General features: G+C 64.4%; 25 protein-coding genes. 11 read left to right on the top strand and 14 right to left on the bottom strand.

Annotated features, from left to right (window positions below; genetic code table 11):
* Positions 1 to 59 precede the first annotated feature (59 nt).
* From C0V76_RS09015 to dctP, 7 genes are all read right to left on the bottom strand, one after another.
* A complete protein-coding gene (locus C0V76_RS09015) occupies positions 60 to 449 on the bottom strand; it encodes a hypothetical protein (protein ID WP_101942057.1) in 390 nt (129 codons plus the stop codon).
* A 118-nt stretch (positions 450 to 567) separates the two neighbouring features.
* Positions 568 to 2,211 (bottom strand): DEAD/DEAH box helicase, encoded by a 1,644-nt coding sequence (locus C0V76_RS09010; protein WP_101942056.1) that lies wholly within the window; start codon positions 2,209 to 2,211, stop codon positions 568 to 570.
* 321 nt (positions 2,212 to 2,532) lie between these two features.
* Positions 2,533 to 3,045, bottom strand: a complete 513-nt coding sequence (locus tag C0V76_RS09005; RefSeq protein ID WP_101942055.1) for a hypothetical protein — start codon at positions 3,043 to 3,045, stop codon at positions 2,533 to 2,535.
* Entirely contained in the window at positions 3,042 to 3,671 is a 630-nt protein-coding gene (gene ypfH / locus C0V76_RS09000) for an esterase (protein WP_101942054.1), read from the bottom strand. The genes C0V76_RS09005 and ypfH overlap by 4 nt, the downstream gene beginning before the upstream one ends.
* Positions 3,672 to 3,843: 172 nt before the next feature.
* The gene (locus C0V76_RS08995) at positions 3,844 to 6,048 is read right to left on the bottom strand and encodes a rhamnogalacturonan lyase (protein ID WP_254048213.1); all 2,205 of its coding nucleotides are present in this window, start codon (positions 6,046 to 6,048) and stop codon (positions 3,844 to 3,846) included.
* A gap of 244 nt (positions 6,049 to 6,292) precedes the next feature.
* Positions 6,293 to 7,282 (bottom strand): TRAP transporter substrate-binding protein, encoded by a 990-nt coding sequence (locus tag C0V76_RS08990; RefSeq protein WP_158239190.1) that lies wholly within the window; start codon positions 7,280 to 7,282, stop codon positions 6,293 to 6,295.
* Positions 7,283 to 7,439: 157 nt separating this feature from the next.
* A complete protein-coding gene (gene dctP / locus C0V76_RS08985) occupies positions 7,440 to 9,596 on the bottom strand; it encodes a TRAP transporter substrate-binding protein DctP (protein ID WP_158239189.1) in 2,157 nt (718 codons plus the stop codon).
* A gap of 207 nt (positions 9,597 to 9,803) precedes the next feature.
* Here dctP and ccmA point away from each other — a divergent pair, with 207 nt between their 5' ends.
* The 11 genes from ccmA (at position 9,804) to C0V76_RS08930 (ending at position 17,784) form a co-directional block, all read left to right on the top strand.
* Positions 9,804 to 10,430: a cytochrome c biogenesis heme-transporting ATPase CcmA gene (ccmA, locus tag C0V76_RS08980; protein ID WP_101942239.1), complete on the top strand. Its 627-nt coding sequence runs from the start codon at positions 9,804 to 9,806 to the stop codon at positions 10,428 to 10,430.
* Positions 10,427 to 11,092 (top strand): heme exporter protein CcmB, encoded by a 666-nt coding sequence (gene ccmB, locus C0V76_RS08975; protein ID WP_101942051.1) that lies wholly within the window; start codon positions 10,427 to 10,429, stop codon positions 11,090 to 11,092. Before ccmA ends, ccmB begins: the two co-directional genes overlap by 4 nt.
* An 82-nt stretch (positions 11,093 to 11,174) precedes the next feature.
* Positions 11,175 to 11,912, top strand: coding sequence for a heme ABC transporter permease CcmC (ccmC, locus tag C0V76_RS08970; protein ID WP_101942050.1), 738 nt, complete (start codon positions 11,175 to 11,177; stop codon positions 11,910 to 11,912).
* Entirely contained in the window at positions 11,909 to 12,088 is a 180-nt protein-coding gene (gene ccmD / locus C0V76_RS08965; protein ID WP_254048212.1) for a heme exporter protein CcmD, read from the top strand. Before ccmC ends, ccmD begins: the two co-directional genes overlap by 4 nt.
* Positions 12,085 to 12,738, top strand: a complete 654-nt coding sequence (locus tag C0V76_RS08960; protein WP_216821699.1) for a class I SAM-dependent methyltransferase — start codon at positions 12,085 to 12,087, stop codon at positions 12,736 to 12,738. The genes ccmD and C0V76_RS08960 overlap by 4 nt, the downstream gene beginning before the upstream one ends.
* Before the next feature lie 17 nt (positions 12,739 to 12,755).
* Positions 12,756 to 13,199, top strand: a complete 444-nt coding sequence (gene ccmE, locus C0V76_RS08955; RefSeq protein ID WP_101942048.1) for a cytochrome c maturation protein CcmE — start codon at positions 12,756 to 12,758, stop codon at positions 13,197 to 13,199.
* 10 nt (positions 13,200 to 13,209) lie between these two features.
* Positions 13,210 to 15,138 carry a heme lyase CcmF/NrfE family subunit gene (locus C0V76_RS08950; protein WP_101942047.1) on the top strand — a complete coding sequence of 643 codons (1,929 nt, stop codon included), beginning with the start codon at positions 13,210 to 13,212 and terminating at the stop codon, positions 15,136 to 15,138.
* Positions 15,135 to 15,665: a DsbE family thiol:disulfide interchange protein gene (locus C0V76_RS08945; RefSeq protein WP_101942046.1), complete on the top strand. Its 531-nt coding sequence runs from the start codon at positions 15,135 to 15,137 to the stop codon at positions 15,663 to 15,665. Before C0V76_RS08950 ends, C0V76_RS08945 begins: the two co-directional genes overlap by 4 nt.
* Positions 15,658 to 16,104, top strand: a complete 447-nt coding sequence (locus C0V76_RS08940) for a cytochrome c-type biogenesis protein (RefSeq protein WP_101942045.1) — start codon at positions 15,658 to 15,660, stop codon at positions 16,102 to 16,104. The genes C0V76_RS08945 and C0V76_RS08940 overlap by 8 nt, the downstream gene beginning before the upstream one ends.
* Positions 16,101 to 17,306, top strand: coding sequence for a c-type cytochrome biogenesis protein CcmI (gene ccmI / locus C0V76_RS08935; protein ID WP_101942044.1), 1,206 nt, complete (start codon positions 16,101 to 16,103; stop codon positions 17,304 to 17,306). The genes C0V76_RS08940 and ccmI overlap by 4 nt, the downstream gene beginning before the upstream one ends.
* Positions 17,307 to 17,481: 175 nt before the next feature.
* A complete protein-coding gene (locus C0V76_RS08930; protein ID WP_101942043.1) occupies positions 17,482 to 17,784 on the top strand; it encodes a hypothetical protein in 303 nt (100 codons plus the stop codon).
* Here C0V76_RS08930 and C0V76_RS08925 read toward each other — a convergent pair.
* From C0V76_RS08925 to C0V76_RS08900, 7 genes are all read right to left on the bottom strand, one after another.
* The gene (locus tag C0V76_RS08925) at positions 17,700 to 18,431 is read right to left on the bottom strand and encodes a hypothetical protein (protein WP_101942042.1); all 732 of its coding nucleotides are present in this window, start codon (positions 18,429 to 18,431) and stop codon (positions 17,700 to 17,702) included. The genes C0V76_RS08930 and C0V76_RS08925 overlap by 85 nt on opposite strands.
* A 70-nt stretch (positions 18,432 to 18,501) precedes the next feature.
* On the bottom strand, positions 18,502 to 19,131 hold the full coding sequence (locus C0V76_RS08920) for a YceH family protein (RefSeq protein WP_101942041.1): 630 nt from the start codon (positions 19,129 to 19,131) through the stop codon (positions 18,502 to 18,504).
* Between the two features lie 61 nt (positions 19,132 to 19,192).
* The gene (locus C0V76_RS08915; protein WP_101942040.1) at positions 19,193 to 19,906 is read right to left on the bottom strand and encodes a pseudouridine synthase; all 714 of its coding nucleotides are present in this window, start codon (positions 19,904 to 19,906) and stop codon (positions 19,193 to 19,195) included.
* A gap of 59 nt (positions 19,907 to 19,965) precedes the next feature.
* Positions 19,966 to 20,799, bottom strand: a complete 834-nt coding sequence (gene thiD, locus C0V76_RS08910; RefSeq protein ID WP_101942039.1) for a bifunctional hydroxymethylpyrimidine kinase/phosphomethylpyrimidine kinase — start codon at positions 20,797 to 20,799, stop codon at positions 19,966 to 19,968.
* Between the two features lie 196 nt (positions 20,800 to 20,995).
* Positions 20,996 to 22,945 (bottom strand): U32 family peptidase, encoded by a 1,950-nt coding sequence (locus C0V76_RS08905; RefSeq protein ID WP_101942038.1) that lies wholly within the window; start codon positions 22,943 to 22,945, stop codon positions 20,996 to 20,998.
* A gap of 112 nt (positions 22,946 to 23,057) precedes the next feature.
* Positions 23,058 to 23,243: a hypothetical protein gene (locus C0V76_RS19570; RefSeq protein WP_143707381.1), complete on the bottom strand. Its 186-nt coding sequence runs from the start codon at positions 23,241 to 23,243 to the stop codon at positions 23,058 to 23,060.
* 125 nt (positions 23,244 to 23,368) lie between these two features.
* A complete protein-coding gene (locus C0V76_RS08900; RefSeq protein WP_158239188.1) occupies positions 23,369 to 24,670 on the bottom strand; it encodes a DUF4832 domain-containing protein in 1,302 nt (433 codons plus the stop codon).
* Positions 24,671 to 24,790: the final 120 nt, after the last annotated feature.

Here is a 24,790-nt window from a genome sequence, read left to right as displayed (position 1 = left end):
GGCGGGCATCCTGTGCAGCCGCCTAATGATTGGGGGCTGTACAGGGGTCACAAGCGTCTTCAGGACTTCACGAACACCGTTACCAGCGGCTGATTGCCGATCTGGCGGCTCCAGTGGCCGTGAATGGCAGGATCGAAGGTCGCGCCTTCCGGCAGGGTGTCGGCCGAGTAGAAGTGCTCACCGGCGACGAACACGCGCGAGCTGCCATCGACCAGACCCACTTCCATCGCGCCGCTGAGAATGAACAGCCATTGCGGCGTGCCGGTGCAGTGCATGGCGCTGCGGAAACCGACCGGGCTCTGACGGAACTGCACGCCGCTGGCATTGAGGATCTGCGACAGGCGGGCGTTGGGGTTGCCTTCAGTCAGCGCGATTTCCTCTTCGCGAAAGCGGGCGCGGCCGTCGGTATCGGTGTACAGCGTGACCTGGGTGAAGCTGGGAGTCGTCATGGCAGGGTTCCTGAGCAAAAGAGCGCCATGTTACTCCTGAAGCCGCAGCAGGCGCTGCCCGCTCGCACGCACAAAAAAAGGGCCGCCTGAGCGACCCTTTGGATGCTTTGCTGACGGATCAGCCGAGATTGCGCAGAGCTTTCAGGCCACGCGCAAACACGCCCTTGATCCCCTTGCTCGGGTCCGGCGAGAGGTGGGTGTCGCGGCCGGCGCGATTGCCGTCTGCATCACGGCTCGGAGCCTCGGGCACGTTGCCATTGACTTCACGACGCACACCGGCCGGTTTGTTGCCATTGGGCTCGCCGCGGCGCGGCGGGCGGGCGTGTTGCCCCTGGCGCGGTGATTGATGCGCACGGCCGGCACCTTCGCCGGCGGGGCCGTTGCGGCGCGCCTGGCCTGCCGGACGCTCGGCGCGGCCTTCTTCGGCAGGCCTGGCCGGTGCGGCGCGGCGCTCGTTGCCTTGGGGGCTGCGGCCTTCACCACTTCGTGCGCGCGGCTGAGCTGGCTTGCGGGCTGCGCCCTCGCGGCCCCCTTCGTTGCGGCCGCCCTCACGCCGCTGGCCCTGACCCTGGCGACCACGGCCCTGCGGCTGGCGCGGCGGGCGGTCGTCGGTTTCGGCGGCAGCGTTTTCCGGCATCTCGAAAGCCGGTACTTCGATACGTTCGATCTTGCGCTTGGTGAGTTTCTCGATATCGGCGAGGAACTTGCCTTCGTCGGACGACACCAGCGACAGCGCTTCACCGGTCGAACCGGCGCGGCCGGTACGGCCGATGCGATGCACATAGTCTTCCGGCACGTTGGGCAGTTCGAAGTTCACCACATGCGGCAACTCCGAGATGTCGATGCCGCGCGCGGCGATGTCGGTGGCCACCAGCACCTGCAGGTCGCCGGATTTGAACTCGGCCAGCGCACGGGTACGGGCGTTTTGGCTCTTGTTGCCGTGAATCGCCAGCGATGGAATGCCGCCCTTGGTCAATTGCTCGGCCAGACGATTCGCGCCGTGCTTGGTGCGGGTGAAGACGAGCACCTGGAACCAGGCGTGTTCCTTGATCAGGTGAGCCAGCAGATGGCGCTTGGCTTTCTGGTCGATGAACATCGCGCGCTGGGTCACCAGCTCGATCGGTGCATTGCGACGCGCCACTTCGATCATCGCCGGCTTGTTCAAGAGGCCATCGGCGAGCGCCTTGATTTCGTCCGAGAAAGTCGCCGAGAAGAGCAGGTTCTGGCGTTGCTTCGGCAGCAGGGCCAGCACCTTCTTGATGTCGCGGATGAAGCCCATGTCGAGCATGCGGTCGGCTTCATCGAGCACCAGGATTTCGACGCCGGAGAGATCGATCGTCTTCTGCTGCACATGGTCGAGCAGGCGGCCGGGGGTGGCAACCAGGATGTCCACGCCACGCTTGAGCTGGCCGATCTGCGGGTTGATGGAGACGCCGCCGAACATCATCATGGATTTCAGCGGCAGGTGCACGCCGTAGTGGCGCACGGATTCTTCCACCTGTGCGGCCAGTTCGCGGGTCGGCGTCAGCACCAGGGCGCGGATGGCGCCCTTCTTGCGGGCCGGGGTTTCGGTCAGGCGTTGCAGCAGCGGCAGGGTGAAGCCGGCGGTCTTGCCGGTGCCGGTCTGGGCGCCAGCGAGCAGGTCGCCACCGTTCAGCACGGCCGGAATGGCCTGGGCCTGAATGGGCGTAGGGGTAGTGTAGCCACGCTCGGACACGGCGCGGACGATGGGCTCACTGAGCCCGAGGGATGCAAAGGACATTGTTCTCTCAATCAGAGAGCTGCGTCGACCAGCCGCTGCCTTCAGGGCGCGGCTCCAGTCGAGGAGGACGAAGCAGGTTCGTTGGATTCCTGAGAGCCGGAGAAAAATCGTCGCGAGCGGCGCAAGCTTGAAGAGATCAGCGAAAACGTATGTGAATACGTTGAGCACCGGAACTTCGAGATTGCAGCGCGCAGTAGATCTTTACTGGCTCTGAGGGCAGCAGAGGCTGCATACAGACTGTGGCGGGGAGACTGGAACACGTGCCACAGGCTGCGCAGTGTGCACCAAAGCCGCTGCTTTGGATAGGCGCGCCACGATTCTTTACCTGACGCGAACCAGCTCGGCGAAGCCCAGGTGGTGCATCACTTCGCGCAGGATCAGCAGGCTGGCTGCAAAGCTGGCGTCATCGGGCAACCCGCTGGCGCTGAGTGGAAAGCCCTCCGCGACCTCAGCAAGAAGGCGGAACTGCTGCTCCACGGCCTCACGGCTCAGCCATTCACGGCCCGCGAACAGGGGTTGCAGCGCAGCGTCGGCGGCAAGCAGCAGATGCAGGCGTGCTGCCGGTCGTAGTTGCCTGGCCAGCGGCGCCAGCTGATCTTCCACGACGGCGATGGCTTCTTCCAGCGCCAGCGCGCTGGGCGGCATGTGCTGGAAATGGCGACGGCCGATGATCTGGGCGCCAGCGGCCAGTACAAAGCTATTGGGCTCCGAGCCGGATTCGCCGTTGATGAGATGACTCTCCTGCTCGCCAATGTGCAGCAGGCTCAGTCCGTTTGCGGCCGGCTCGGCCGTATTCAGGCGGGCGTAGTGCTGGCGCAGGCCGGCTTCGGTCATGGCGCAGCCCCTTCGGCGAGGCGTTGCAGTACGCAGGCCAGCGCGCGTTCATCGATGCCGTGGCCAAGCCCCGGGATCAGGTCCAGGCTGTGAGTCACGCCCAGTTGCTGCAAGGCGCTGGCGGCAGCCTGGCTCTGCTGCGCGGGGATGACTGGATCGGCCGTGCCGTGCACCAGATGTACTCGTACGGCACTGGCAAGGGTCGGGGGCGTGGCGAAGCGGCCGGCGATGGAGAGGATTTGCGCGGCAGGTGGGTCAGCCAGCTGCGTGGCTGCGAGGGACATGATGGCTCCTTGCGAGAAGCCGACGAGGCTGGTGTGCTCAGCCGCGAGGCCCGCTACCTCTTGCCAGTGCCGGACGGTGGCAACAAAGCCCGGTAATGCGGCGGCAATCCGCGCCAGCCGGTTTTCCTCACTGATCCCCTGTACCGAAAACCACTGGCGGCCACGCCCCAGATCCGATGGCTCGGCCGCAGCTACGCTCAGCACCATGGCGCCAGCGTGGGCCTGCGCGATGGCCTGTCCCAGTGGCAAGAGATCGCGGGCATTGGCGCCGACGCCATGGAACAGCAGGATCAGCCGCTGCGCAGCAGTGGCCGGTTGTTGGATCAGGAGAGTGTCATTCATGGCGCAAGCCTCGGGTGAAGGAGCAGGGTGGGCATGTAGCGACTCTATTCGCGGCTTGTTTTGAGATAAACAGCTCTTCCATGAAAGCACTGTCCCGAAATTCGGGATTCTTGCGGGGCGCTCCAAAAAAAACGGGCTGCCGTGGCAGCCCGTTGTACGCCCACTGGATGGATCAGGGCGTGCGGATGGCGGGCAGGCTTACCGTGCCCATGCCGTTGCCGAGGAAGAAGCTCGGGTGCGGGGGCTGGTTGTAAGCCATGTTCTGGCCAGCCACCTGCACGCGGTACTGCGGATCGTGCATCAGGGTCGGGAAGCGGTAGCCGGTCGGGATAGCGGTCGAATAGATCAGCAGCGCACTGTTGTCGGTGTTGCGCCAGATGACTTCTTCGCGCCAGTCTCCGAAGAGGTCCGCCGAAATCACCGGATTGGCCTTGGTGCTGTTGTTGGAGGCTGCGTTGGCGCCGGTTACCAGGCGGGTGACGCTGGACGAAGCGGGGACCCACTTGTCGATCTTCACGCCATCGAGGAGCTCGCGCGACAGATCACCATCCCACCAGATGCCGAAGTTGATGCTCGGGCGCGAGCTGCTGATCGATACGCCCGTGGCGCTGTAGATGCCACCCACGCTGGACCAGCACTCGTAACCGGGGAAGGCCGGATCGATATCGGCGCACATGCCACGCCCGGTATCCACGCCGGTCTTCACGCCCCACAGGATCTTGCCGCTGGCCGCATCGTGCATTTCCATGCCGTAGGCGGCGCCTGTCTCCTCGTGCACCATGAAAACTTCCTGACCGCTGCGGTTCGGATCCAGATCCGACATGTGTAGCGCATCGCCGTGGCCCAGGCCGGTGCGGTAGAGGAGCTTGCCATCGCTGCCGATGGTGGCGGCGCCGTAGATGATGTCGTCCTTGCCGTCATTATTGACGTCGCCCACGGTGAAATAGTGCGCGCCTTGGCCATAGGCGCCGGAGCCGGAGGTCGGGCTGTCATGCGTCCAGCGCTGGGTCAGCTTGCCGTCGCGCCAGTCCCAGGCCACCAGCACCGCGCGGGTGTAGTAGCCGCGTGAGAACACGGCCGAGGGCCTGGTGCCGTCCAGATAGGCGACGCCCGCCAGAAAGCGGTCCACACGGTTGCCGTAGGAGTCGCCCCAGCTCGAAACCGTGCCACGTGCCGGCAGGTAGTTGGTGGTGGCCATGGCGGCACCGGTGGCGCCGTTGAATACGGTGAGGTATTCCGGGCCGGAGAGGATATAGCCGGAGCTGTTGCGGTAGTCGGCGGTGCCTGAGCCGATCAGCGTGCCCTTGCCGTCGATCGTGCCGTCAGCTGTCTTCAGCATCAGCTCGGCCTTGCCGTCGCTGTCCAGGTCATACACCACCATCTGGGTGTAGTGCGCACCAGCGCGGATGTTCTTGCCCAGGTCGATGCGCCAAAGACGGGTGCCGTTGAACTTGTAAGCGTCGATGAAGGTGTTGCCGGTGTAGCCGGACTGCGAGTTGTCCTTGGAGTTGGTTGGTTGCCACTTGAGCACGATTTCGTACTCGCCGTCGCCATCCAGATCGGCAACCGAGCCGTCATTGGCGTCATAGGTGTAAGCCACGCCATCCGGTGTGGTGCCGCCTGCCGGCTTGCTGAGCGGGATGGAGAGGTAGGGATTGGCAAACACGGTGGCGTTGCTGCCGGCTTGCTCCACGCCATTCACAACCGCCTTGACGGTGTAAGCCGAGCCGGTGCTGCCGGTGCTGTCCTGGTAATTGGTGCTGGCGGTGATCGGGCTGCTGTTGAGCTTGACCGATCCGCGATAGACGTTGAAGCCGGTGCTGGCCGACTCGGTGCCGAGCAGGCGCCAGCTCACCAGCATGCCGCTGGCGGCGGGCACTGCCACTGCGCCGCGGCCGAGCTTCTCGACATATTTACCGCTCGCGGCAGCGGAGCTAGCCACCGCCGAGCTGGCGGCTGCGGAGCTGGCGACGGCAGATGAAGCCGCTTTGGAACTGGTGGCGACGGAAGTGGCTGCGGAGGACGCTGCCGAGGAGGCCGCGACAGAGGATTTCGCCGCGCTTGATGCCGCGGCGCTCGAAGCGGCGACACTGGACGCTGCGGCGCTGCTGCTGGCCGCGGCTGCGTAGGAGCAGTAACGGGTGCCGGTGATGTGGGTGCTGCTCGGGAACAGCGAGGCCTGACAGGTGAAGCTGCCACTGAGGGTGGCATATACGAAGACGCCGGACTTGCCGAAGGAGACGCTGCGCGTGCCCGTCATGGCGCAGGCGGCGCCTTCCTTGGCGCATTTGGTATAGCCGCTGGGATAGTCGGTGGCGGCCTGGGCATGGGCCGTCAGCAACATGATGGCGAGCCCGCCGAAGAGTTTGCTGCGCATGGTGTGCCTCCTGGATTGGCTGCCTCACTGCGGCAGCTCTGGTTGAGTGCTTTTTATGTAGGAAAAATACCTACATGTCTTCAAGCAGGGTTCCGCAAAGTAGGTGAGGAGAGGGGGGCCGTCAAGCGCCTTCCGTACGGCGGCGTGTGATTTCCGTCAGACGGGATTATTCAGCCAGATCATGTACTTGTCAGGCATTCGGGTTCGGGTGCGAGGGCTCGCACCCGAACCCGGGGCGGGCTTCTTACTGTGCCAGCACCTTCTGCCAGTCGGTTACCGTCCAGCGCGTGGCAAACAGCTGCCTGATTGCCGGCTCGGCGGCCTTGCGGATGGCTGCGGCATCCGGGGTCACGAGTTGCATGCCGCCAGTCTGCAGTTCGGCGAGCAGACGGGCTTCGTCCTGCTGGATCTTGCGGCTGCCCCATAGCGCCGCCTTGTGCATGGCATTGCGCACCTTTTCCTGATCCGTGGTGGAGAGTTCGTTGCGGAAGAAGCAGGCATTGGCCAGCGGCATGCCGAAGCCGACCAGATGATTGGTGATCACCAGTTGCTTCTGCACTTCGTTGAGCTTGAGCGACTTGATCTGGGTGAGATCGCCTTCCGAGGCTTGGGCACTGCCCGTCTTGAGTGCGTCATAGATACCGGGCAGGGGCACCTGCACCGGGGCGACGCCCAGCGGCTGCCACACCGAGATCCAGTCTGGCACCGGCGGCAGGCGCAGCTTCACGCCCTGGAAGTCGGCCGGGCTGTTGATGGGCTGATTGCTGGTGAACTGGCGGAAGCCGCGATAGACCGGTGCGAAACTGACCATGCCGCCCTTGGTTTCGAGCTGGTAGCGCAGGCTGTCGCCGATGCGGCTGTTCCACACGCGTTGCAGGTGATCGAAATCGCGAATCACATAGGGGCCGTTGAAGAAGAACCACTCCGGCGCGTAATCCTGGATCGGCTGGCCGCCGGTGAGCAGTAGTTCGCCGACCCGCTCGCTGGGTGCGCACTTCTGGAAGGCCGGGTTGATGCTTTGCTCGTTGAGCACGCCAGCCTGCACGCTGACCTGGATGTGCGGAGCGCTGGCCGCAAGCTCCCGCTTGAATTGCTGGGCGGTGTCGGCCAGCAGGTGGCCGTTGGCGAAGGGTGTGACTACGCGCAGGCTCACCGGAGCCGGGGCGGCTTGCGCCAGACCGGCCGCGAGCGTGGCGGCGAGGCTCAGGGTGAGGGATTTCAGGGCGATCTTCATGGATTTCCTCCGGGCTGTTTTGTGAGGCAGGCGTGTTGCCTCGGCCATGCTAGAGAACTGCCATGAAGCTTGTAATTACCCTTTTGGCCGGCCTGAAAACAAATCCGCCGGCAGGGGCCGGCGGGGGGAGCGCTTCAGGCCAGGTGCCCGGTTGATTTCAGCGCAACTCCTGGATCGCGCGCAGCAGGCTCTTTTGCTCGGAGGAGGTAATGAACTGGTCGTAGACCGGGCGCATCGCGTTCTCGAAGGATTGCTTGTTCACATCCTGGATCAGACGGGTGCCGGCGGCGACCACCGCCTTGCGGGCGCTGTCTTCGCGCTCCTTCCAGTACTGGCGCATCAGGCGTACCGAGTCGCGCGCAGCAGCACTGATGAGTTGCTGATCCTCGGCTGAGAGACCATCCCAGCGGCGCTTGGAGAAGACCAGGATGTCCGGCGCCATCGAATGCTCGGTGAAGGAGTACTGCTGGAAGATCTCGAAGTGCTTGAAGCCCTCGTAGGAGGGCAGGTTGTTTTCGGCTGCTTCGACGAGCCCCATGCGCTGGCCGGCGATGATTTCATCCAGCGCCATCGGTGTGGGCTGAGCACCCATGGCTTTGGCAATCGCGATCCACAGATCGGATTGCGGCACCCGCAGCTTGAGGCCGCGCATGTCGGCCAGCGAGCGGACTGCCTTGTTGGCGTAGACCGAGCGCGCGCCGCTGTCGTAGAAGGCGAGGCCCACATAGCCGCCGGCAGCGCAGGAGGCGAGGATCTGCTGACCGGGTCCTCCGTCCATGCTCTTCTGCATGTGGTCGATTGAGCGGAACAGGAAGGGCATGCCCGGCACCACGGTGAGCGGGCAATCCCTGTTGAGGCTGGAGAGCATGCTGCGGGTCATGTCCAGCGCGCCATTCTTGATCCCTTCCAGCGCGTCCTTCTCCGAGCCGAAAGCGCCCTTGGACATTACACGCAGGCGGATCCGGCCCTGCGAGCGCTCCTGGATCATCTCGGCCATGGCGCGCTGGGCACGCACCGCCGGGTGCTCGTCGGCATGGATATCTGCGACGCGCAATTCGAGGGTCTGCGCACCGGATGAAATGCGGTAGCGCGAGAGGGAGGCCACGATCTCGCGCCCGACCTGGCCGATGCGGCCGACGGCGACTGCCGACGAGGCTGCGGCTTCGGAATTCTGCTCGCTCATTTGGGCGATCTGCTCGATGTTCTGGGCGATCTCGGTGCTGGAGGTCTGCTGCTCGCGGATGGCGCCGGCGATTTCCTCAACTACCCCAGCCGCTGCAGATGAGCCTTCCTTGATACGTTCGATCGAATCGCCGGCCTGCTGGGCGCTTTCCACGCCCTGGCCCACCGCGGTTTCGGTGGTGGTCATGCTGTCGACGGCCGAGCGGGCGCTGTCCTGCATGCGCAGGACCAGGGCGGTGATTTCCTGGGTGGATCGGGCGGTGCGTTCAGCGAGCTTGCGCACTTCGTCGGCCACCACCGCGAAGCCGCGGCCCTGTTCGCCGGCGCGTGCCGCCTCGATGGCCGCATTCAGGGCCAGCAGATTGGTCTGGTCGGCGATCTCGCGGATCGTGCCGGCCATTGAGGAGATACCGTCGCAGTCGGTGCGCAGGGTCTTGATGCGGGCAGAAGCCTCACGGACCGAGTCGGCGATGGCACGGATGCCTACCACCGTGCTGAGGATGGCGCCCGCGCTGTGGCTGGCAATGTCGCTGGAATCCTGGGTGTGCTGATTGGCATCCCGGGCCTGCTGGGCCACCACCGAGATGCTGACCGTCATTTCCTCCACCGCAGCGGCCATGTTGGCCGAGGCGTCGCTCTGTATCTGCGAGTTGCGCGCGATCTTGCGCGAGGTGACGTCCACCTCCTCGGTCACTTCGAGCATGTGGCCGGTGGCTTGCTGGATTTCGGTGAAGCTCTGGCGCAGGCGCTCGAGCAGGCGGTTGTAGGCCAGCAGGGTCTGGCCGATTTCATCCTGGCTGGCGACCGTGATCTCGCTGGTGAAGTCGAGCTGATCGGCCGTGCGCTCGATCGTGCGCTGCATGACCTTGAGCGGGGTGACCAGGGCGCGCCACAACACGTAACCAACGATCAGAATCAGGCTGATGCCGAGCATCAGCACCACGATATTCGTGCTGCGGGCCGCAGCGAAGGCTGCTTCGACGGCGCGCAGCTTGTCGGCGCCATCGCTGCCGAGCGCCTTGGCGGCTTCGGCATTCAGGCTGGAGAGGCTGGACAGGGCCACCCCAAACATGACGCAACAAGTGGCCAGTGCCGCGCCGATCAGGAACTGGATTTTCCGGGTGATGCTCATTTGCTGTTCTCCGCTCCCTGTGATGCTTGTTCGGCCTGGCGCCTCGCTGCTGCAGGCGCAGGCAGATTTCTCCGGACTTCCTGCAGGCTTACGGCAGGCCTGGCGAGTTTCTTGAGACGGGTTTGCCCGCATTGGGCGCCGCCCTTCTGCATGGCAGGCGGGCGGCTGAGGTGGCTGCGCTGCCTGACTTGTGCTTGAATGCCGGCCATGCTTGAAACTCGTCAACTCGCCTGTCAGCGCGGTGAACGCCTGCTCTTCAAGGGCCTGGCCCTGCGCCTCGGTGCGGGTGAGCTGCTGCGCATTGGTGGCGCCAACGGCATGGGCAAGACCAGCCTGTTGCGCCTGCTGGCTGGTCTTGCTCTGCCGGCCGCTGGCGTGGTGAGTTGGCAGGGTGCGGAGATCCAGCATGGCCGCGAGGCTTTCCATGCTGCGCTCCTGTATCTGGGCCATGCCCCTGCATTGAACGACCTGCTCACCCCCCCCGAGAATCTGGCTTTCGCTTGCGCCACGGCCAGTCTGCCGGTGGATGCGGACGCCTGCCGGGAGGCTTTGGCGCGGCTGGGGCTTGCGCGGCAACTGGAGCTGCCGTGCAAGCTGCTGTCGCAAGGGCAGCGCCGCCGCGTCGGGCTGGCGCGGCTGGCCTTGTCAGCGAGCCGGCCGCTGTGGATTCTCGATGAACCCTTCACAGCGCTGGATGTGGCCGCCGTGAGTGCGTTGGCCGCGCAGATCGACGCGCACTGCGCCGCAGGCGGCAGCGTGATTTTCACCTCGCATCAGGACGTAGCCTTCGCCACGCCCCTGCGCGGGCTGGACGTGGAGACCTTCGCGCCATGAACGTCTTTCTCGCGGTGCTGCGGCGTGATCTGCTGCTGGCCTGGCGCGCGCGTGCCGATCTGCTGGTGGCGCTGTCCTTCTTCCTGATCGTGGCCAGCCTGTTCCCCTTCGGGGTCGGGGCGGATCCGACCCAGTTGCGCGCCATCGGGCCCGGTGTGGTCTGGGTGGCGGCCCTGCTGGCAGTGTTGCTGGCCTTGCCGCGCCTGTTCGACAAGGATTTCGACTCCGGTGTGCTGGAGCAACTGTTGCTCTCGCCCGAGCCGGCCGTGCTGTGGGTGGCCGCCAAGATTACCGCCCACTGGCTGGCCACTGGTCTGCCGCTGGTGATCCTCTCGCCGCTGCTGGGCACGATGTACCGCCTTGAGGGGGTGGAGCTTGGGGTGCTGGCAGGCGGCCTGCTGCTGGGTACGCCGATCCTGTCACTGGTGGGCGCCATCGGCGCCGCGCTGACCCTGGGCCTGCGCGGCGCGGGCTCACTCTTGGCCCTGCTGGTGCTGCCGCTGTTCGTGCCGGTGCTGGTCTTCGGCGCCGGGGCGGTGGATGCCTGGGGCGCCGGGATGGGCGTGAGCGCCCAGTTCTCGCTGCTCGGTGGCGGCCTGCTGGGGGCGCTGGCCTTGTCACCCCTGGCCTGCGCGGTAGCCCTGCGTCTCGCCGTCGAGTGATTTCTTGAAGCGGATCAAGGCCGGCGCCGGGCCATTCCTGCGTATCATCCGGTTCAGCTGAACAGCCTGCAGACTGACAAGCATGAATATTTTCCGATTCTCCTCACCGCAGACGTTCTACCCGCTGGCAGGTCGCCTGGTGCCGGTTTTTGCGGTGCTGGCCGCTGCATTTCTGGCCGTTGGCCTCTACATCGGCTTCTTCGAAGCGCCCACCGACGCGGTGCAGGGCGAGGTTTATCGCATCATCCATATCCATGTCGCCGCGGCCTGGATGAGCATGTTCATCTACCTCGTGATGGCATTTTGGTCGGCCATCGGCCTGGGCCTGGGGACGCGCCTTTCCTTCTACATGACCCAGGCGCTGGCGCCCACCGGAGCGCTGTTCTGCTTTATCGCGTTGTGGACCGGCGCGCTGTGGGGCCGCCCGACCTGGGGTGCCTACTGGGTGTGGGACGCGCGCCTGACCTCGCAGCTCCTGCTGCTGTTCCTGTACTTCGGCTTCATCGCGCTGACTCGTTCGATTGAAGATCCGCGCCGCGCGGACAAGGCCGGGGCGATCATCGCGCTGGTCGGGGCGGTGAATGTGCCGATCATCTATTTCTCGGTGAAGTGGTGGAACACCCTGCACCAGGGCGCTTCGGTGAAGCCGGGCGGCTCCAGCATGGCCAGCGTGATGCTGTGGGCCATGCTGCTCACCGCTCTGGGCTGCTGGTTCTATAGTCTGGCGGTGACGCTGACGCGTGCCCGCAGCATCATCCTTGAACGCGAACGTCATACCGACTGGGCCTCGACCGAGATCGCCCGCCTGGGGAGCAAATGATGGTCTGGCAATCCTTCAGTGACTTCATCGACATGGGCGGGCGCGGCGCCTTCGTGTGGGGCAGCTATGGCGTGTCCTGCGCGCTGATCGCCCTCGAGTTGTGGCTGCTGCGCCAGCGCCGCCGCCAGAGTCTGCGCCGCCTGCTGCAGTTGCAGCAGCTGGAACAGAACGGGTGAGTGCCGTGGAGGCCATGCAGGCCTACTATGCGCAACGAGCCCCTGAGTACGACGCGGTCTACCTGAAGCCGGAGCGTCAGGCCAATCTGCGCCAACTCGAAGCCTGGTTGCCGACGCAGTTCGCGCGTCGCAATGTGCTGGAGATTGCGGCGGGCACGGGCTACTGGAGCCAGTTCATCGCCCCGGTAGCCGCGTCGATCACGCTGACGGATGCCAATCTCGAACCGCTGGCCATCGCACGCGACCGTGTGCAGGGGCGTGCCGTGTTCGTGCAGGCGGATGCCTACGCGCTGCCCGCCGAGCTGGGCGGTTTCAACGCGGCCTTCGCCGGCTTCTGGCTCTCGCATGTGCTGGTCAGTCGTCGGCGCGAGTTTTTGCAAGGCTTGCACGCCCTGCTGGCACCCGAGTCGGTCGTGGTGCTGATGGACAATCGCTACGTGGCGGGCAGCAGCACGCCGATCAGTGAGCGTGATGCGGAAGGCAACACTTGGCAACTGCGCCCGCTCGAAGACGGCAGCCAGTTCCGGGTGCTGAAGAATTTTCCGCGTGAGGCGGAACTGCAGGCCATGATCGAGGGTCTGGGCGAAGCTGGCGTTTATCGCGAAACCGAATATTTCTGGACCTTCCAGTACCTCACGCCGGGTATCTGAGCCGGCATGGAGAACACATGAAACCCCGTCACAAACGCTTCCTCCTGATCGGCATCGCCCTGGTTTTGCTGGCTGGCGCCACCGCGCTGGTGCTGAACGCCTTCCGCGACAATCTGGTCTTCTTCCACACGCCCAGCGAAGTAGTGGCCGGCAAAGCGCCGCAGGGCCGTACCTTCCGTATTGGCGGCATGGTGGTGGCCGGCTCGGTGCAGCGCGCGGCCGATGGTCAGACCGTGCGCTTCGCGATCACTGATACTGCGCAGGTGGTGCCGGTGGTGTACAAGGGCGCGCTGCCGGACCTCTTCAAGGAAGCCAAGGGCGCGGTGGCGCAGGGCAAGCTGGGCGCCGACGGGGTGTTCACCGCCAGCGAAGTGCTGGCCAAGCACGACGAGAACTACATGCCGCCCGAGGCCAAGGACGCCATCGACAAGGCCCATGCCACGGCCAAGACCTTGAAATGAGGCACGCCTGATGATCCCTGAACTCGGCCATCTCTCCCTGATCCTCGCCTTCCTTGTGGCGCTCACACTGGGCGTGTTGCCGCTCATTGGCGCGGCGCGTAACCATGCGGCCCTGATCGGTATCGCCCGCCCGGCTGCGCGTGCGCAGTTCGCGCTGATCGCGCTGGCTTTCCTGTGTCTCACGCAGAGTTTCATCGCGAATGATTTCTCGGTGGCTTACGTCGCCTCGCACAGCAACACGAAGCTGCCGGTGTGGTACCGCATCACCGCCGTGTGGGGCAGCCATGAAGGCTCGCTGCTGCTGTGGGCGCTGCTGCTGGGCTTGTGGACCTGCGCCGTGTCCTTCGCGCGCAACCTGCCCGAGGAGTTTACGGCCCGCGTGCTGGCGGTGATGGGGCTGGCGGCCTCAGGCTTCCTGGCCTTCATGCTGTTCACCTCCAACCCCTTCGAGCGCCTGCTGCCCGGCGCGCTGGAAGGCAATGACCTGAATCCGTTGCTGCAGGATCCGGGCATGATCATTCACCCGCCGCTGCTTTACATGGGCTATGTGGGCTTCTCTGTAGCCTTCGCTTTCGCGATCGCAGCCCTGATCGGCGGGCGGCTGGACGCCGCCTGGGCACGCGCTTCGCGCCCCTGGACGCTGATTGCCTGGGTCTTCCTGACGCTCGGGATCATGGTCGGCTCGGGCTGGGCCTATTACGAACTGGGCTGGGGCGGCTGGTGGTTCTGGGATCCGGTCGAAAATGCCAGCTTCATGCCCTGGCTGGTCGGCACGGCGCTGGTGCACTCGCTGTCGGTGACCGAGAAGCGCGCGGCCTTCAAGAGCTGGACGGTGTTGCTGGCCATTTCGGCCTTCTCGCTCTCCTTGCTGGGCACCTTCCTAGTGCGCTCCGGCGTACTGACTTCGGTCCATGCCTTCGCCACTGATCCCAAGCGCGGCATCTTCATCCTGGCTTTGCTGGTGCTGGTGATCGGCGGCTCGCTGCTGCTGTATGCCTGGCGTGCTGCGAGTCTGGCGGGCGGCGGCAAGTTCGCCTTGTTCTCACGCGAAACCTTCTTGCTGATCAACAACGTGCTGCTGTCGGTGGTGGCGGCTACCGTGCTGCTCGGTACGCTTTATCCGCTGCTGGTGGATGCGCTGGGCATGGGCAAGCTGTCGGTCGGCCCGCCGTATTTCGAGGCGGTGTTCTTCCCGCTGATGACGCCGGTGGTGCTCCTGATGGTGGTCGCGCCCTTCGTGCGCTGGAAGGATCAGGCCGTGCAGGCGATCCTGCGCAAACTCTTGCCGGGTCTCGTGCTGGCCTTCGTGCTCGGCAATCTGGCGGCCTGGCTGGCCGGCGGTTGGAGCGTGCGCAGCGGCTTGGGCCTGTCGCTGGCGGCCTGGGTGCTGATCGGCAGCGCGCAGCTGCTGTGGCAGCGCCTGCGTGGCCCTGAGGCGGCTCTGGCGAAGATCCCGCGCGCCTGGTGGGGCATGTGGCTGGCGCACTTCGGCATCGGCATCTTCATTATCGGCGTGGCGATGGTGAAAACCTTCGAAGCCAACATCGATACCACCTTGAAGATCGGCAGCTCGGCCGAGCTGGCGGGTTACAGCTTCAAGCTCGACAAGGTCGAGGAAGTGCGTGGCCCCAACTATGCGGCGGCACGTGCCACGGTGAGCCTGAGCCGGGCCGGCGTGAGCCTCAACACCCTGCATCCGGAAAAGCGCATCTATCTGGCGCGCCAGATGCCGATGACCGAATCCTCGATCGACACAGGCCTGCTGCGTGACGTGTATGTGTCGCTGGGCGACGCCGTGGCGGATGACAGTTGGGTCGTGCGCCTCTACTACAAGCCCTTCATCAGCTGGATCTGGGCGGGCTGCCTGCTGATGGCGCTGGGCGGTTTGCTGGCAGCGCTGGACCCGCGTTATCGCAAGACGAAGAAGGTGGCCGCATGAAAGCCAAAGCACTGATCCCGCTGGTGCTGTTCGTGGGCCTCGTGGCCCTGCTGGGCATCGGCCTCACCCTCAAGCCGCGCGAGATTCCCTCGCCGCTGATCGACAAGCCGGCGCCGACCTTCAATCTGCCGCAGCTGCTGCAGCCGGAGGCCCGCCTGAGTCTGCCCGACATGCAGGGCAAGGTGTGGCTGCTCAATGTGTGGGCCAGCTGGTGCGTGGCCTGCCGCGAAGAGCATCCGGTGCTGGTGAAGTTCGCCAAACAGAACGTGCTGCCCATCATCGGCCTGAACTACAAGGACAAGCGCCTGGAGGCGCTGAGCTGGCTCAAGGACGGGGGCGACCCCTACACCCTGTCCATTGTCGATGCGGACGGTCGCGTCGGCATCGATTACGGCGTGTACGGCGTGCCTGAAACCTTCCTGATCGATCGCAATGGCCGCATCCGGTACAAGCACATAGGCCCGGTCACGCCTGAAGCCCTCGAACGTGAACTGATGCCGCGCATCAAGGAGCTGCAAGGTGTCTAAGCTGATCCTATGTCTGCTGCTGTGTCTGACGAGCTTCGCCAGTCTGGCGCAGACCGACACGGCGCTCGAAGCGCATGTCATGAAACTCTCGGAGGAGCTGCGCTGCCTCGTGTGCCAGAATCAGTCCATCGCCGAATCGCAGGCGGAGCTGGCGCTGGATCTGCGCCGCCAGGTGCGCGAGATGCTGACGGCCGGCAAGAGCGAGGATGAAGTGCGCGCCTTCATGGTCGAGCGCTACGGCGATTTCGTGCTCTACGAGCCGCCCGTCAAGCGCAGCACCCTGCTGCTGTGGCTGGGCCCGGCCGTGTTGCTGCTGGGGGCGCTGGGCGCCTTCCTGTGGCGCCTGCGTAGTCGTCGCCAGGAGCAGGCAGACGTGCCGGATGCAGCAGCGCTGGAAAAAGCGCGCGCCTTGCTGGCTGAACAAGACACCAAAGGATGAGCATGACTGCGTTCCTGATCGTTGCAGCGCTGGTGCTGCTGAGTGTGACTGCGTGGCTCATCCGCCACTTGCTGGCGCCGAAGGCGCTCTCCGCGGAGACGGAAAGTCCGGCCCTGCGGGTGCTGCGCGAGCAGCGCCGCGAGCTTGAAACCGATCTGGCGGCGAACCGCGTCAGTGCTGCAGAACATGCTGAAAGCATGGCCGAGCTGGAGCAGCGCACGGCCGCCGAAATGGCCGCGCTTGCTGCGCCCGGCGAAGCGCGTGCGGCGCGCGGCTGGGCGGCTGCGTTGGGTCTCGGCCTGCCGGCAGCGGCGATCGGCATCTACCTGATCATCGGTCAGCCTGCCGGGCTGGATCCGGCCAATACTGCGCCGCAACAGGCTTTCGGTGCGGGCGAAATCGAGGCCATGGTGAGCAAGCTGGCCGCAAAGGTGGCCGCCAATCCGGATGATCTGGAAGGCGCTCAGATGCTGGGGCGCTCTTACATGGTGCTGGAGCGTTTTGACGAAGCGGTGAAGGTTTTCGCCGCATTGGCCCAACGCCGCCCACAGGATGCCCAGGTGCGGGCCGATTGGGCCGATGCGCTCGGCAGCGTGCAAGGTAATCGGCTCAGTGGTGAGCCAGCGCGTCTGATCGATGAGGCCTTGAAGCTTGACCCGGACAACGTCAAGGCACTCGCGCTGGCCGGTTCGGTGGCCTTTGAGCAGGAGGACTATCGACGTGCCTTGCGCCACTGGCAGCGCATGGCGAGCAAGGTGGATCCGCAGAGCGAGATCGGCCGCAATGCTGAAGCCATGATCGCCGAAGCGCAGCAGCGTCTGACTGGCGCTGCGCCTGTGCCCGCACCGTCGCCTGCTGTGGCCGCAAACGGTTTGCAGATGGCAGGACGGATCAGTGTGTCTGCCAGCCTGCGCAGCCAGTTCTCGCCAGACGACGCCCTGTTCATCTTTGCTCGCCCTGTCGCAGGCGGACCTCCGGTCGCAGCCCTGCGCATGAAGGCCGGTGATCTGCCGGCAAATTTTGATTTTGCTCGCGCCCAGTTGATGGGCGGTGACCCGGGGCAAGGGCCATTCGTCATCGGCGCACGTATTTCAAAGAGCGGAGAGGCGAAGGCGAGTGTCGGTGATATGGAGGGTTATTCTGTAGGTGTTAGTCCTAATACTAAAGACATAATCATAAAAATCGACAAAATCATCAAGTGATAAACGGTTTTGTTGAATAGACTTGCTGAAAACGCCCTTGCAGCAAGCTTTGTGCATTAAGTCACAGATTGTGGTGGCGTTAATCCCGAGGGCGCCGCCTTTGGTCATTACGCACCTTCAGACAGTATTTAAAGAGGGTGCGAAAAGCTAGGATGCAGGCATTGATTACAGCTTCATGTCTGCCATGTTCGATATCGCCATCTACAGCAAGACCGCCCTTGGCCGCGCCGAGATGAACGAGCGCAGGCTGGGCCTGAGCCAGCGTCTGCGACGCGCCCTGATCATGGTGGACGGCAAGACGCGCTACGGCATCCTGCGCGAGATGCTCGAACCGTTAGGTGAGCCCAAGGAAGTCATTGAGCAGCTCGTGGAGCTTGGCCTGATCGAGTCCGACTACGATCTGCCGCCGATGCCGGTGTTCGGCAACATGCTGGTAGAAGATCCTTCGACGCTGATGGATGTCCATCCCACCAGATGATGTTGTCGTGGCGTGAGGGCCCACGTTGCGTGTTCCTGTGCTGGCAGCACTCCGAAGCTGCCATGATCAAACAGTTCCAGTTCGCCGCCTGACCAGAAGGCGGCCAACACCTGCTCCAGACTTTCTCCCTCCTGCCACTTGCGCGCCTGTGTATCGCGCGGCGTGCGGCTGCCTGCGACCACATCGTGATAGCTTGCCCATGAGCTGCCCTGCAGGGCCTGCAGGAGTTGTGCCGGCCAGCGTGAATCGAGTTGTGCGAGTTGCTGACCGAGCGAGTTGGCAAACAGGAAGGCCGCTTGCGGATAGTGCTGGCGCAGGGCTAATGGCCCATGCAGGCCCGCGAAGCAATCAAGCTGGCCGTGCCGGAAGTGGATGGCCGGGAAGCGTCGGCGTAACAGGGCGCGCGCCAGCGGGTCCGGCTCCAGGATTTCCACCTTCGCAAAGCGGGCGAGGAAATCGGCATTCAGCGTGTAACCGGCACTCGGACCAATGATCACCAGTTCTTTTTGTGGTGGCTGCCAGGCGGACAACCAATATCCCACCTGAGTCACGAAGGGCTGCCACAGGCGACGGCGATAGCGCAGGGCACGCCAGTGGTAGATCAGCCCGCCGCTTGGATTCCAGAGGTGGTTTTGCAGGGCGCTCATATCTGCAGGAGCGGCCGCGGGCCGTGAGTTCGTAGCCAGTGGCCGCCCCAACAGAAATCGGCCCGCACACTCACGCCAGGAGCGCCTTCAACTCTGCTACTTCGGCGCGCAATTGCATCACTTCTTCCCGCAGACTGGCGACTTCAGCGGCCAGACCCACACTTTCTGCGCCTCGTGTGGCGGGGGCTGCTGGCAATTCCGGTGTTCCGCTCAAGAGATGGGCCCAGCGGCTTTCGCGGGCTCCGGGCGCCCGAGGCAGCAGGATGGTCAGTGGATTGGCGGCGCGGATGGCAAGTTCCTCCAGGAAGGCTTCCAGCGAGGAGGCGTCGGCGAAGCGATAGAGGCGCTCGCAGTTGGCGCGCAACTCGGCCACGGTCTGCGGACCACGCAGGATCAGGGTGGTGAGGATGGCCACCGAAGGCGTCGGTAACTGGAAGACCTTGGGCAGGTTGTGACCGTATTTGGTCACGCGCCCCCCCGAGGACTCGATGATCAGGCTGTAGCTGCGCAGGCTATCGATGGCTTCCAGCACGGCGGCTTCGGATAGTTCCATCACCGGTTCACGGGCGGTCTTCTGATTGCAACCAGTGACCAGCGCATTCAGCGATAGCGGATAGGTGTCGGGAACGGTGGCCTGCTTTTCAACCAGAACGGCGAGGACGCGGGCTTCAACGGGGGAGAGCTGTTGGGGTTCGGACATGCTTTTTTTCGCTGCGGGTAAAAACCCAATCATAGCTGCCTGGCCCGTAAAACTATGCGATTCAGGCGTCCGGCCAGGGTAGCAGCCAGGGTTTGCCAGTGAGTTGGTCGGCAATGCGGGCAAACAGCTCGCCTTCTATCGGCCGTTCGAGAAAGTCGAAACACACGTTCTGCCAGGTGAAACGCAGGGCATAGGCATGCAGATAGCCGCGGTCGGCCGGGCTGCCGCCATAACGTGCGTCGCCAAGGATCGGGGCACTGAGGCTCTTGAGCGCCACGCGTAGCTGGTGGGTGCGGCCGGTGAGTGGGCGCAGCACGAACAGGCGCAGGCCATCCCCGGCCGAGAAGGCAAAGAACTGGGTGGCTGCGCGTAAATCGCCTTCGCGCGACAGGCGCCAGCTGCCGCCACGCGCCTTGAGCATCGCGCCCTTGATCCAGCCCTGCTTCTTGGACGGTTTGTAATCGGACAAGGCCAGATAGCATTTGCTGATCTCGCCGGCCTCGAACATGCGCCCGAATTCGCGTGCCGCGTCGGCATGCCGGGCGAACAGCACCAGCCCCGAAGTGATGCGATCGAGGCGGTGCACCGGATGCAGGCCGGCCTCGCCAGTGGCGGCTTTTACCCGGGCGACGAAACCGGGCTCGTCCTCCTCGGTGTGAAAGCTCACGCCCGCCGGCTTGAGGGTCAGCAGGAAATCTGGATGGCTGTAGAGGACGAATTGCGCAGTCTTTGCGCAGTGATCGGCACAGTCTTTTGCGTCAGGGGTTTGCAGCATTTTTCCAGAAGCTATCCACAGGCTTGCTCAGGGTTCTTGGGGATATCAAAGGCTGTGAGTCACTTCCACAGTGCGTGGAAATGATGCACAGGTCCATGACCGCTGCCGACCTGCAGGCTGCCCGAGGTGGCAATGGCACCGCGCAGCCAGTCGCGTGCGGCACGTACTGCGTTTTCGGTACGACGGAATTCACCGGCCTGTGGCAAGAGCGCGGCAATCGCAGAAGACAGCGAGCAGCCGGTACCGTGAGTGTTCTTGGTTTCGATGCGCGGGGCCGGCATCTCGATCATGCGGTCGCCGTCGAAGAGCAGATCGACCACTTCATTGCCGGGTAGGTGGCCACCCTTGAGCAAGACCCAGCGTTCGCTCGACAAAGGTTGCATCTCGCGCAGGCGTTCCGCGGCGCGGTACATCTCCTTGACTGTTTCCGGCGCGCGCTGCTCCAGCAATACGCCCGCCTCCGGCAGGTTCGGCGTGATCATGAAGCTCTGCGGCAGCAGTGCTTCGATCAACATGCTGACCGCATTTTTAGCCAGAAGATGGTCGCCGCTCTTGGCCACCATCACCGGGTCGCACACCACATACGGGGCCTGCCAGTGGGCGAGGCGCTCGGCCACGGTCTGCACGATTTCGGCCGAGCCGAGCATGCCCAGCTTTACGGCGTGGATCTTCACATCCGTGAACAGGGTGTCGATCTGCAGCTTGAGGAAATCGGTGGGTGGCACATGCACGCCGGTGACTGCCTGGGTGTTCTGTGCGGTGAGCGCGGCCACCACGCCGCAGCCGTAGGCACCCAGGGCCGAGAAGGATTTCAGGTCGGCCAGGATGCCGGCGCCGCCAGAGGGATCGACACCGGCGATGGAAACGACATTCGGAATGGGGCGTGTACTCATGGCAGCAGCAGTGATTCGGGGAAGCGCAGATTGTACGGCGGGGTCGGGGCTGTGGGAGCGAGGTTTGCGTCCGCGAATAGAGGCGATCGCGGCGTGGACGTTGCTCCTGCGAAACCACAGCGCCCCGTAGGGCCGGCTTAAGCCGGCGGGCCCCGAAGTGGCATGGGCTCACGCGGCTGAAGCCGCACCTACAAAATCAGGCGGGTCGCTTGGTGTGGAAAGTCAGCGGCACGCTCACCGGCGGCGGGCTCTTCAGGATGTGCGACTTCATCTTGCCCATGACATGCATTTCGCATGGCTTGCAGTCAAAACGCAGGGTGAGTTTTTCCTTGCCGTTGATCAGCGTCATCGGCTCGGCGCGCACCTGGCCCTGTACGCCGGTGACACCCTTGGCCTGCTTGGGGCACAGGTTGAAGGAGAAACGCAGGCAGTGCTTGGTAATCATCAGGCTTACCTCGCCGTCTTCCTCGTGCGCCTCGTAGGCGGCCTCGATCAACTTCACGCCATGCTTCGAGTAGAAGCGGCGGGCCGCGTCGTTGTAAACGTTGGCGAGATAGCTCAGGGACTCGTCCGGATACTGGGCGGCAGGCTCGCTGGCGGCATAACGTGGCGGGCGTCCCAAGGCTTTGAGGCGGGTGGCTTCGAGCGCTTCGATGGCTTCGCGGCGCAGGGCGTTGAGTGCAGAGGCAGGCAGGAACCAGGGCTGTTGCCAGGCGACGCTGATTTCTCGGGCAGCGAAAATCGTGGCGCCGAGCTTGGCGAGGTGTTCGCGCAGGCTGGCTTCACTCTTTTCCGGATGCTGGGCGGGCTGCTTGTCGCAGGTCAGTTGCGCCGTGGCCTCACTGCCGGACTCATCCACCACCCGCAGCGCAAAGCCCTCGGGCGTTTCGCTGAAATGCAGGTCCAGCGCGATGCGGCGCTCGGCGGATTTCTTGAGCAGGGCTTGCTCCCAGGCGTGGTCACGGTTGCGCGAAATTTCTGCGCCCACGACCAGCCCCGGTAGTTCGCTGATCTTCTGGTTCGGGGTCACGCGCCAGACGTTGCCGATCTGCTTCACCGTGTCGGCCTGCACGCCCTGCAGGCGGCGCTTGTAGAGCCAGCTGAGGCCGTCGCTGTTGGCGAGCGGCGCGGTGGATTCCAGCTCGAACCAGTCAGCGCTGACTTTGCTGACCGTGCCCAGCACCTCGCCGCCGTGGCTGGGCGCGTCGAAGGCGCCGATGTCTTCCTTGCGGCCCTGAACGAAGTAGTCGGTGCTGCTGCGGTTGAAGCTCTTGTCTGGCTCGGGCGTGAAGGTGAATGTGCTCTTGCCGTGCGAGGCAGCGGCTAGCTCTGGGCGCTCTTCGAGAATGCCATCGAGCAACTCGCGGTAATGAGCGGTGATGTTCTTCACATAGCTCATGTCCTTGTAGCGACCTTCAATCTTGAAGCTCTGCACGCCGGCGTCGACCAGCGCACGCAGGTTGGCGCTCTGGTCGTTGTCCTTTACCGACAGCAGGTGCTTGTCGAAGGCCACCACGCGGCCCTTCGAGTCTTCCAGCGTGTAGGGCAGGCGGCAGGCCTGCGAGCAATCGCCGCGGTTGGCGCTGCGCCCGGTGTGGGCATGGCTGATGTAGCACTGGCCAGAGAAGGCCACGCACAGCGCGCCGTGCACGAAAAACTCCAGCGGCACCGCCGGATTCACGGCGGCGCGAATCGCGGCGATTTCGTTCAGCGTGAGTTCGCGCGCCAGCACCAGTTGCGAGAAACCGACTTCGCCGAGAAACTTGGCCTTTTCCACTGTGCGGATGTCGCACTGGGTGGAGGCGTGCAGCGCGATCGGCGGCAGGTCCAGTTCGAGCAAGCCCATGTCCTGCACGATCAGCGCGTCCACGCCCGCGTCATACAGTTCGTGAATCAGCTTGCGCGCCGGCTCCAGTTCCGCGTCGTGGAGGATGGTGTTCAGTGTCACGAAGATGCGCGAGCTGTAGCGATGCGCGAATTCGACCAGCCCGGCAATATCGCTGACTGGATTGTCGGCCGAGGCGCGGGCGCCGAAGGAGGGGCCGCCGATGTAGACGGCATCGGCGCCATGCAGCACGGCTTCGCGGCCGATCTCAGCAGTCTTGGCGGGGGCGAGGAGTTCGAGTTGGTGGCGCAGGAGGCTCATGGGGGCGTACAGCAGATCTTGTTGTAGGCCGCGAGTTTACCTGCAAGCGCCGCGGGCTTCCCCTGAAAACACGAGCGGCCCCGCGGGGCCGCTGTGGCAGAGGGTGAAGTCTTCAGGCTGCTGGGCGTAGCGGCAGGCTTGCAGCGGCTGCCGCGTCTTCGGCTTCGTCCAGGGCGTCATGTCGGGGCGGCTGCTTCCTGTCGTCGTCTGCCGAGGCGGCGCGGCCGCCACCGGTGCCGGGCGAGCCGGACATGGCCGTGGCCAGCAGGAGCATCAGGAACATCGGGGTTTGCTTCATGGCGTGCGCCTCCGGAACTTCATGAGCTGAAGCATAGGAAGGGGTTTTCCCGCACACAAGCGCAGAATTTGTTGTTGCACTGCATCGCGTCTGAGATGGATCAAAGCCGGGGGTATCGGAATCGATCAGTGGAGTGTCAGTTTTTCAAGGCTGAGCCAGCCCGCCAGGTCTGCATCCTGTGTGCTGTTTGCAAAGCGTAGCGGCAGGCCTCTGGCAAGCGGATTGGTGGCGCGTAGCAGCAGACGGTAGTGCCCGGCACCGAGGCCCGCTAGTGACAGGCTGGCCTCGCGCCGGTGAGCGGGCTGGCCCGGCAGGATGCCGCGCAGATCGCTCACCAGATCCTGTTGCGCATGGAGCTTGCCGTGCTCATCGAGGAGAGCGAGTTGAAGTGGCCAGGGGTGATAGAAGGGGGCGACGCCACGGTTCTCGATTTCAAGCGTGATCTCCAGCTGCCCGCCAGAATGCCGCAGGGCGATGCGCGGAACATGGAATTCGTAGCCCATGCGCTGCACCTGCTCGAGGGCGCGTGCGCGGCGTTCGGGGGGATTGGCGGTTTTGAACATGCCTGAATCCATCAGCCAGCTGACATGGGTGGCCGCCACGCACTCGGCAAAGTCCTGTAGTTGCGGCAAGCCCGGCGCGGCATCGAAGACCTTGCCCCAGGCTTCGGGGCGGATCTCGCCACCGATCGGGCGGCTCTGCCAGGCCTCCAGCGCACCCGCCGCCTGCAGCTTGGCGACGAAATAGCTGGCCTTGCTGGGCAGGGTGTTCCAGGCGAAGGAGTCGTCGTGGAAACCGAATGGGCTGGCGGCATTGGCGACATACACCGGATCCGCGTCACCCGCCGGGTAGCGCAGCAGAACGGGGGTGCTGCGGAAGGCCTCTACATAGGCGTCCATCACGCTTTGCTGGAGTGCCCGGTCGGCAAACAACTCGTTGCGGGGATAGTCATGCCATTCGCCCCACAAGCCGAGCAAGCCGGCGGTGATGAAGCCGATGCGGGCGTCACCGTCGTAGCGCTGGCCGAGGGCGGCCACGAAGTCGGTGAGGGCGGAGGAGAGGGCTGGATGGCGGTAATCCGGCGTTTCGTTGAGTACCGGCGGGCGGGGTGGGGTGCTGGGGCGCTCCCAGCGCGTGAGCGTCACTACATCGCGTAGTCGGGCCGGCAGGCCTGAAGGCTTGCCAGGATATTCGAGGTAGAAGCGGAAGATGGCCTGATGGCCGCGTCCGGCCACCTGATCGAGAAAGCGCTCCAGCACGCTCCAGTCGTACTGTCCGGGGCCGCGCATCACAGCAGCGAGCGGGAAGTAGCTGAACTCCATGCTGTGCGGGAAGTCGTCCGGATTCGCTGCGCCGGCATAGGGCACCAGACCCTTGAGCGGGTTAGCCGCCGGCGCCGGCGCATAAGCCAGTGGCTGCCAGTCCAAGGCATGCGCCGGAGCGCACCAAAACCCCGTTGCCAGCAGGGCGAGAAGGCATGAAAGGCTGGCTCTCAGGGCATTTATCACACGAAACATAATGTTGCATACGCTCAGGTATGTCGCCGG

Origin of the sequence: Uliginosibacterium sp. TH139 (assembly GCF_002855595.1) — a bacterium.
Classification (GTDB): Bacteria; Pseudomonadota; Gammaproteobacteria; order Burkholderiales; family Rhodocyclaceae; genus Uliginosibacterium; species Uliginosibacterium aquaticum.
Note: the sequence above shows the minus strand (reverse complement) of the source record. Positions and strands in the feature narration are given on the sequence as shown.

Coding starts and splice junctions, on each gene's coding strand:
- C0V76_RS09015 (WP_101942057.1), bottom strand. CDS start 449: ATGACGACTCCCAGCTTCACCCAGGTCACGCTGTACACCGATACCGAC.
- C0V76_RS09010 (WP_101942056.1), bottom strand. CDS start 2,211: ATGTCCTTTGCATCCCTCGGGCTCAGTGAGCCCATCGTCCGCGCCGTG.
- C0V76_RS09005 (WP_101942055.1), bottom strand. CDS start 3,045: ATGACCGAAGCCGGCCTGCGCCAGCACTACGCCCGCCTGAATACGGCC.
- ypfH (WP_101942054.1), bottom strand. CDS start 3,671: ATGAATGACACTCTCCTGATCCAACAACCGGCCACTGCTGCGCAGCGG.
- C0V76_RS08995 (WP_254048213.1), bottom strand. CDS start 6,048: ATGCGCAGCAAACTCTTCGGCGGGCTCGCCATCATGTTGCTGACGGCC.
- C0V76_RS08990 (WP_158239190.1), bottom strand. CDS start 7,282: ATGAAGATCGCCCTGAAATCCCTCACCCTGAGCCTCGCCGCCACGCTC.
- dctP (WP_158239189.1), bottom strand. CDS start 9,596: ATGAGCATCACCCGGAAAATCCAGTTCCTGATCGGCGCGGCACTGGCC.
- ccmA (WP_101942239.1), top strand. CDS start 9,804: ATGCTTGAAACTCGTCAACTCGCCTGTCAGCGCGGTGAACGCCTGCTC.
- ccmB (WP_101942051.1), top strand. CDS start 10,427: ATGAACGTCTTTCTCGCGGTGCTGCGGCGTGATCTGCTGCTGGCCTGG.
- ccmC (WP_101942050.1), top strand. CDS start 11,175: ATGAATATTTTCCGATTCTCCTCACCGCAGACGTTCTACCCGCTGGCA.
- ccmD (WP_254048212.1), top strand. CDS start 11,909: ATGATGGTCTGGCAATCCTTCAGTGACTTCATCGACATGGGCGGGCGC.
- ccmE (WP_101942048.1), top strand. CDS start 12,756: ATGAAACCCCGTCACAAACGCTTCCTCCTGATCGGCATCGCCCTGGTT.
- C0V76_RS08950 (WP_101942047.1), top strand. CDS start 13,210: ATGATCCCTGAACTCGGCCATCTCTCCCTGATCCTCGCCTTCCTTGTG.
- C0V76_RS08945 (WP_101942046.1), top strand. CDS start 15,135: ATGAAAGCCAAAGCACTGATCCCGCTGGTGCTGTTCGTGGGCCTCGTG.
- ccmI (WP_101942044.1), top strand. CDS start 16,101: ATGAGCATGACTGCGTTCCTGATCGTTGCAGCGCTGGTGCTGCTGAGT.
- C0V76_RS08930 (WP_101942043.1), top strand. CDS start 17,482: ATGTCTGCCATGTTCGATATCGCCATCTACAGCAAGACCGCCCTTGGC.
- C0V76_RS08925 (WP_101942042.1), bottom strand. CDS start 18,431: ATGAGCGCCCTGCAAAACCACCTCTGGAATCCAAGCGGCGGGCTGATC.
- C0V76_RS08920 (WP_101942041.1), bottom strand. CDS start 19,131: ATGTCCGAACCCCAACAGCTCTCCCCCGTTGAAGCCCGCGTCCTCGCC.
- C0V76_RS08915 (WP_101942040.1), bottom strand. CDS start 19,906: ATGCTGCAAACCCCTGACGCAAAAGACTGTGCCGATCACTGCGCAAAG.
- thiD (WP_101942039.1), bottom strand. CDS start 20,799: ATGAGTACACGCCCCATTCCGAATGTCGTTTCCATCGCCGGTGTCGAT.
- C0V76_RS08905 (WP_101942038.1), bottom strand. CDS start 22,945: ATGAGCCTCCTGCGCCACCAACTCGAACTCCTCGCCCCCGCCAAGACT.
- C0V76_RS19570 (WP_143707381.1), bottom strand. CDS start 23,243: ATGAAGCAAACCCCGATGTTCCTGATGCTCCTGCTGGCCACGGCCATG.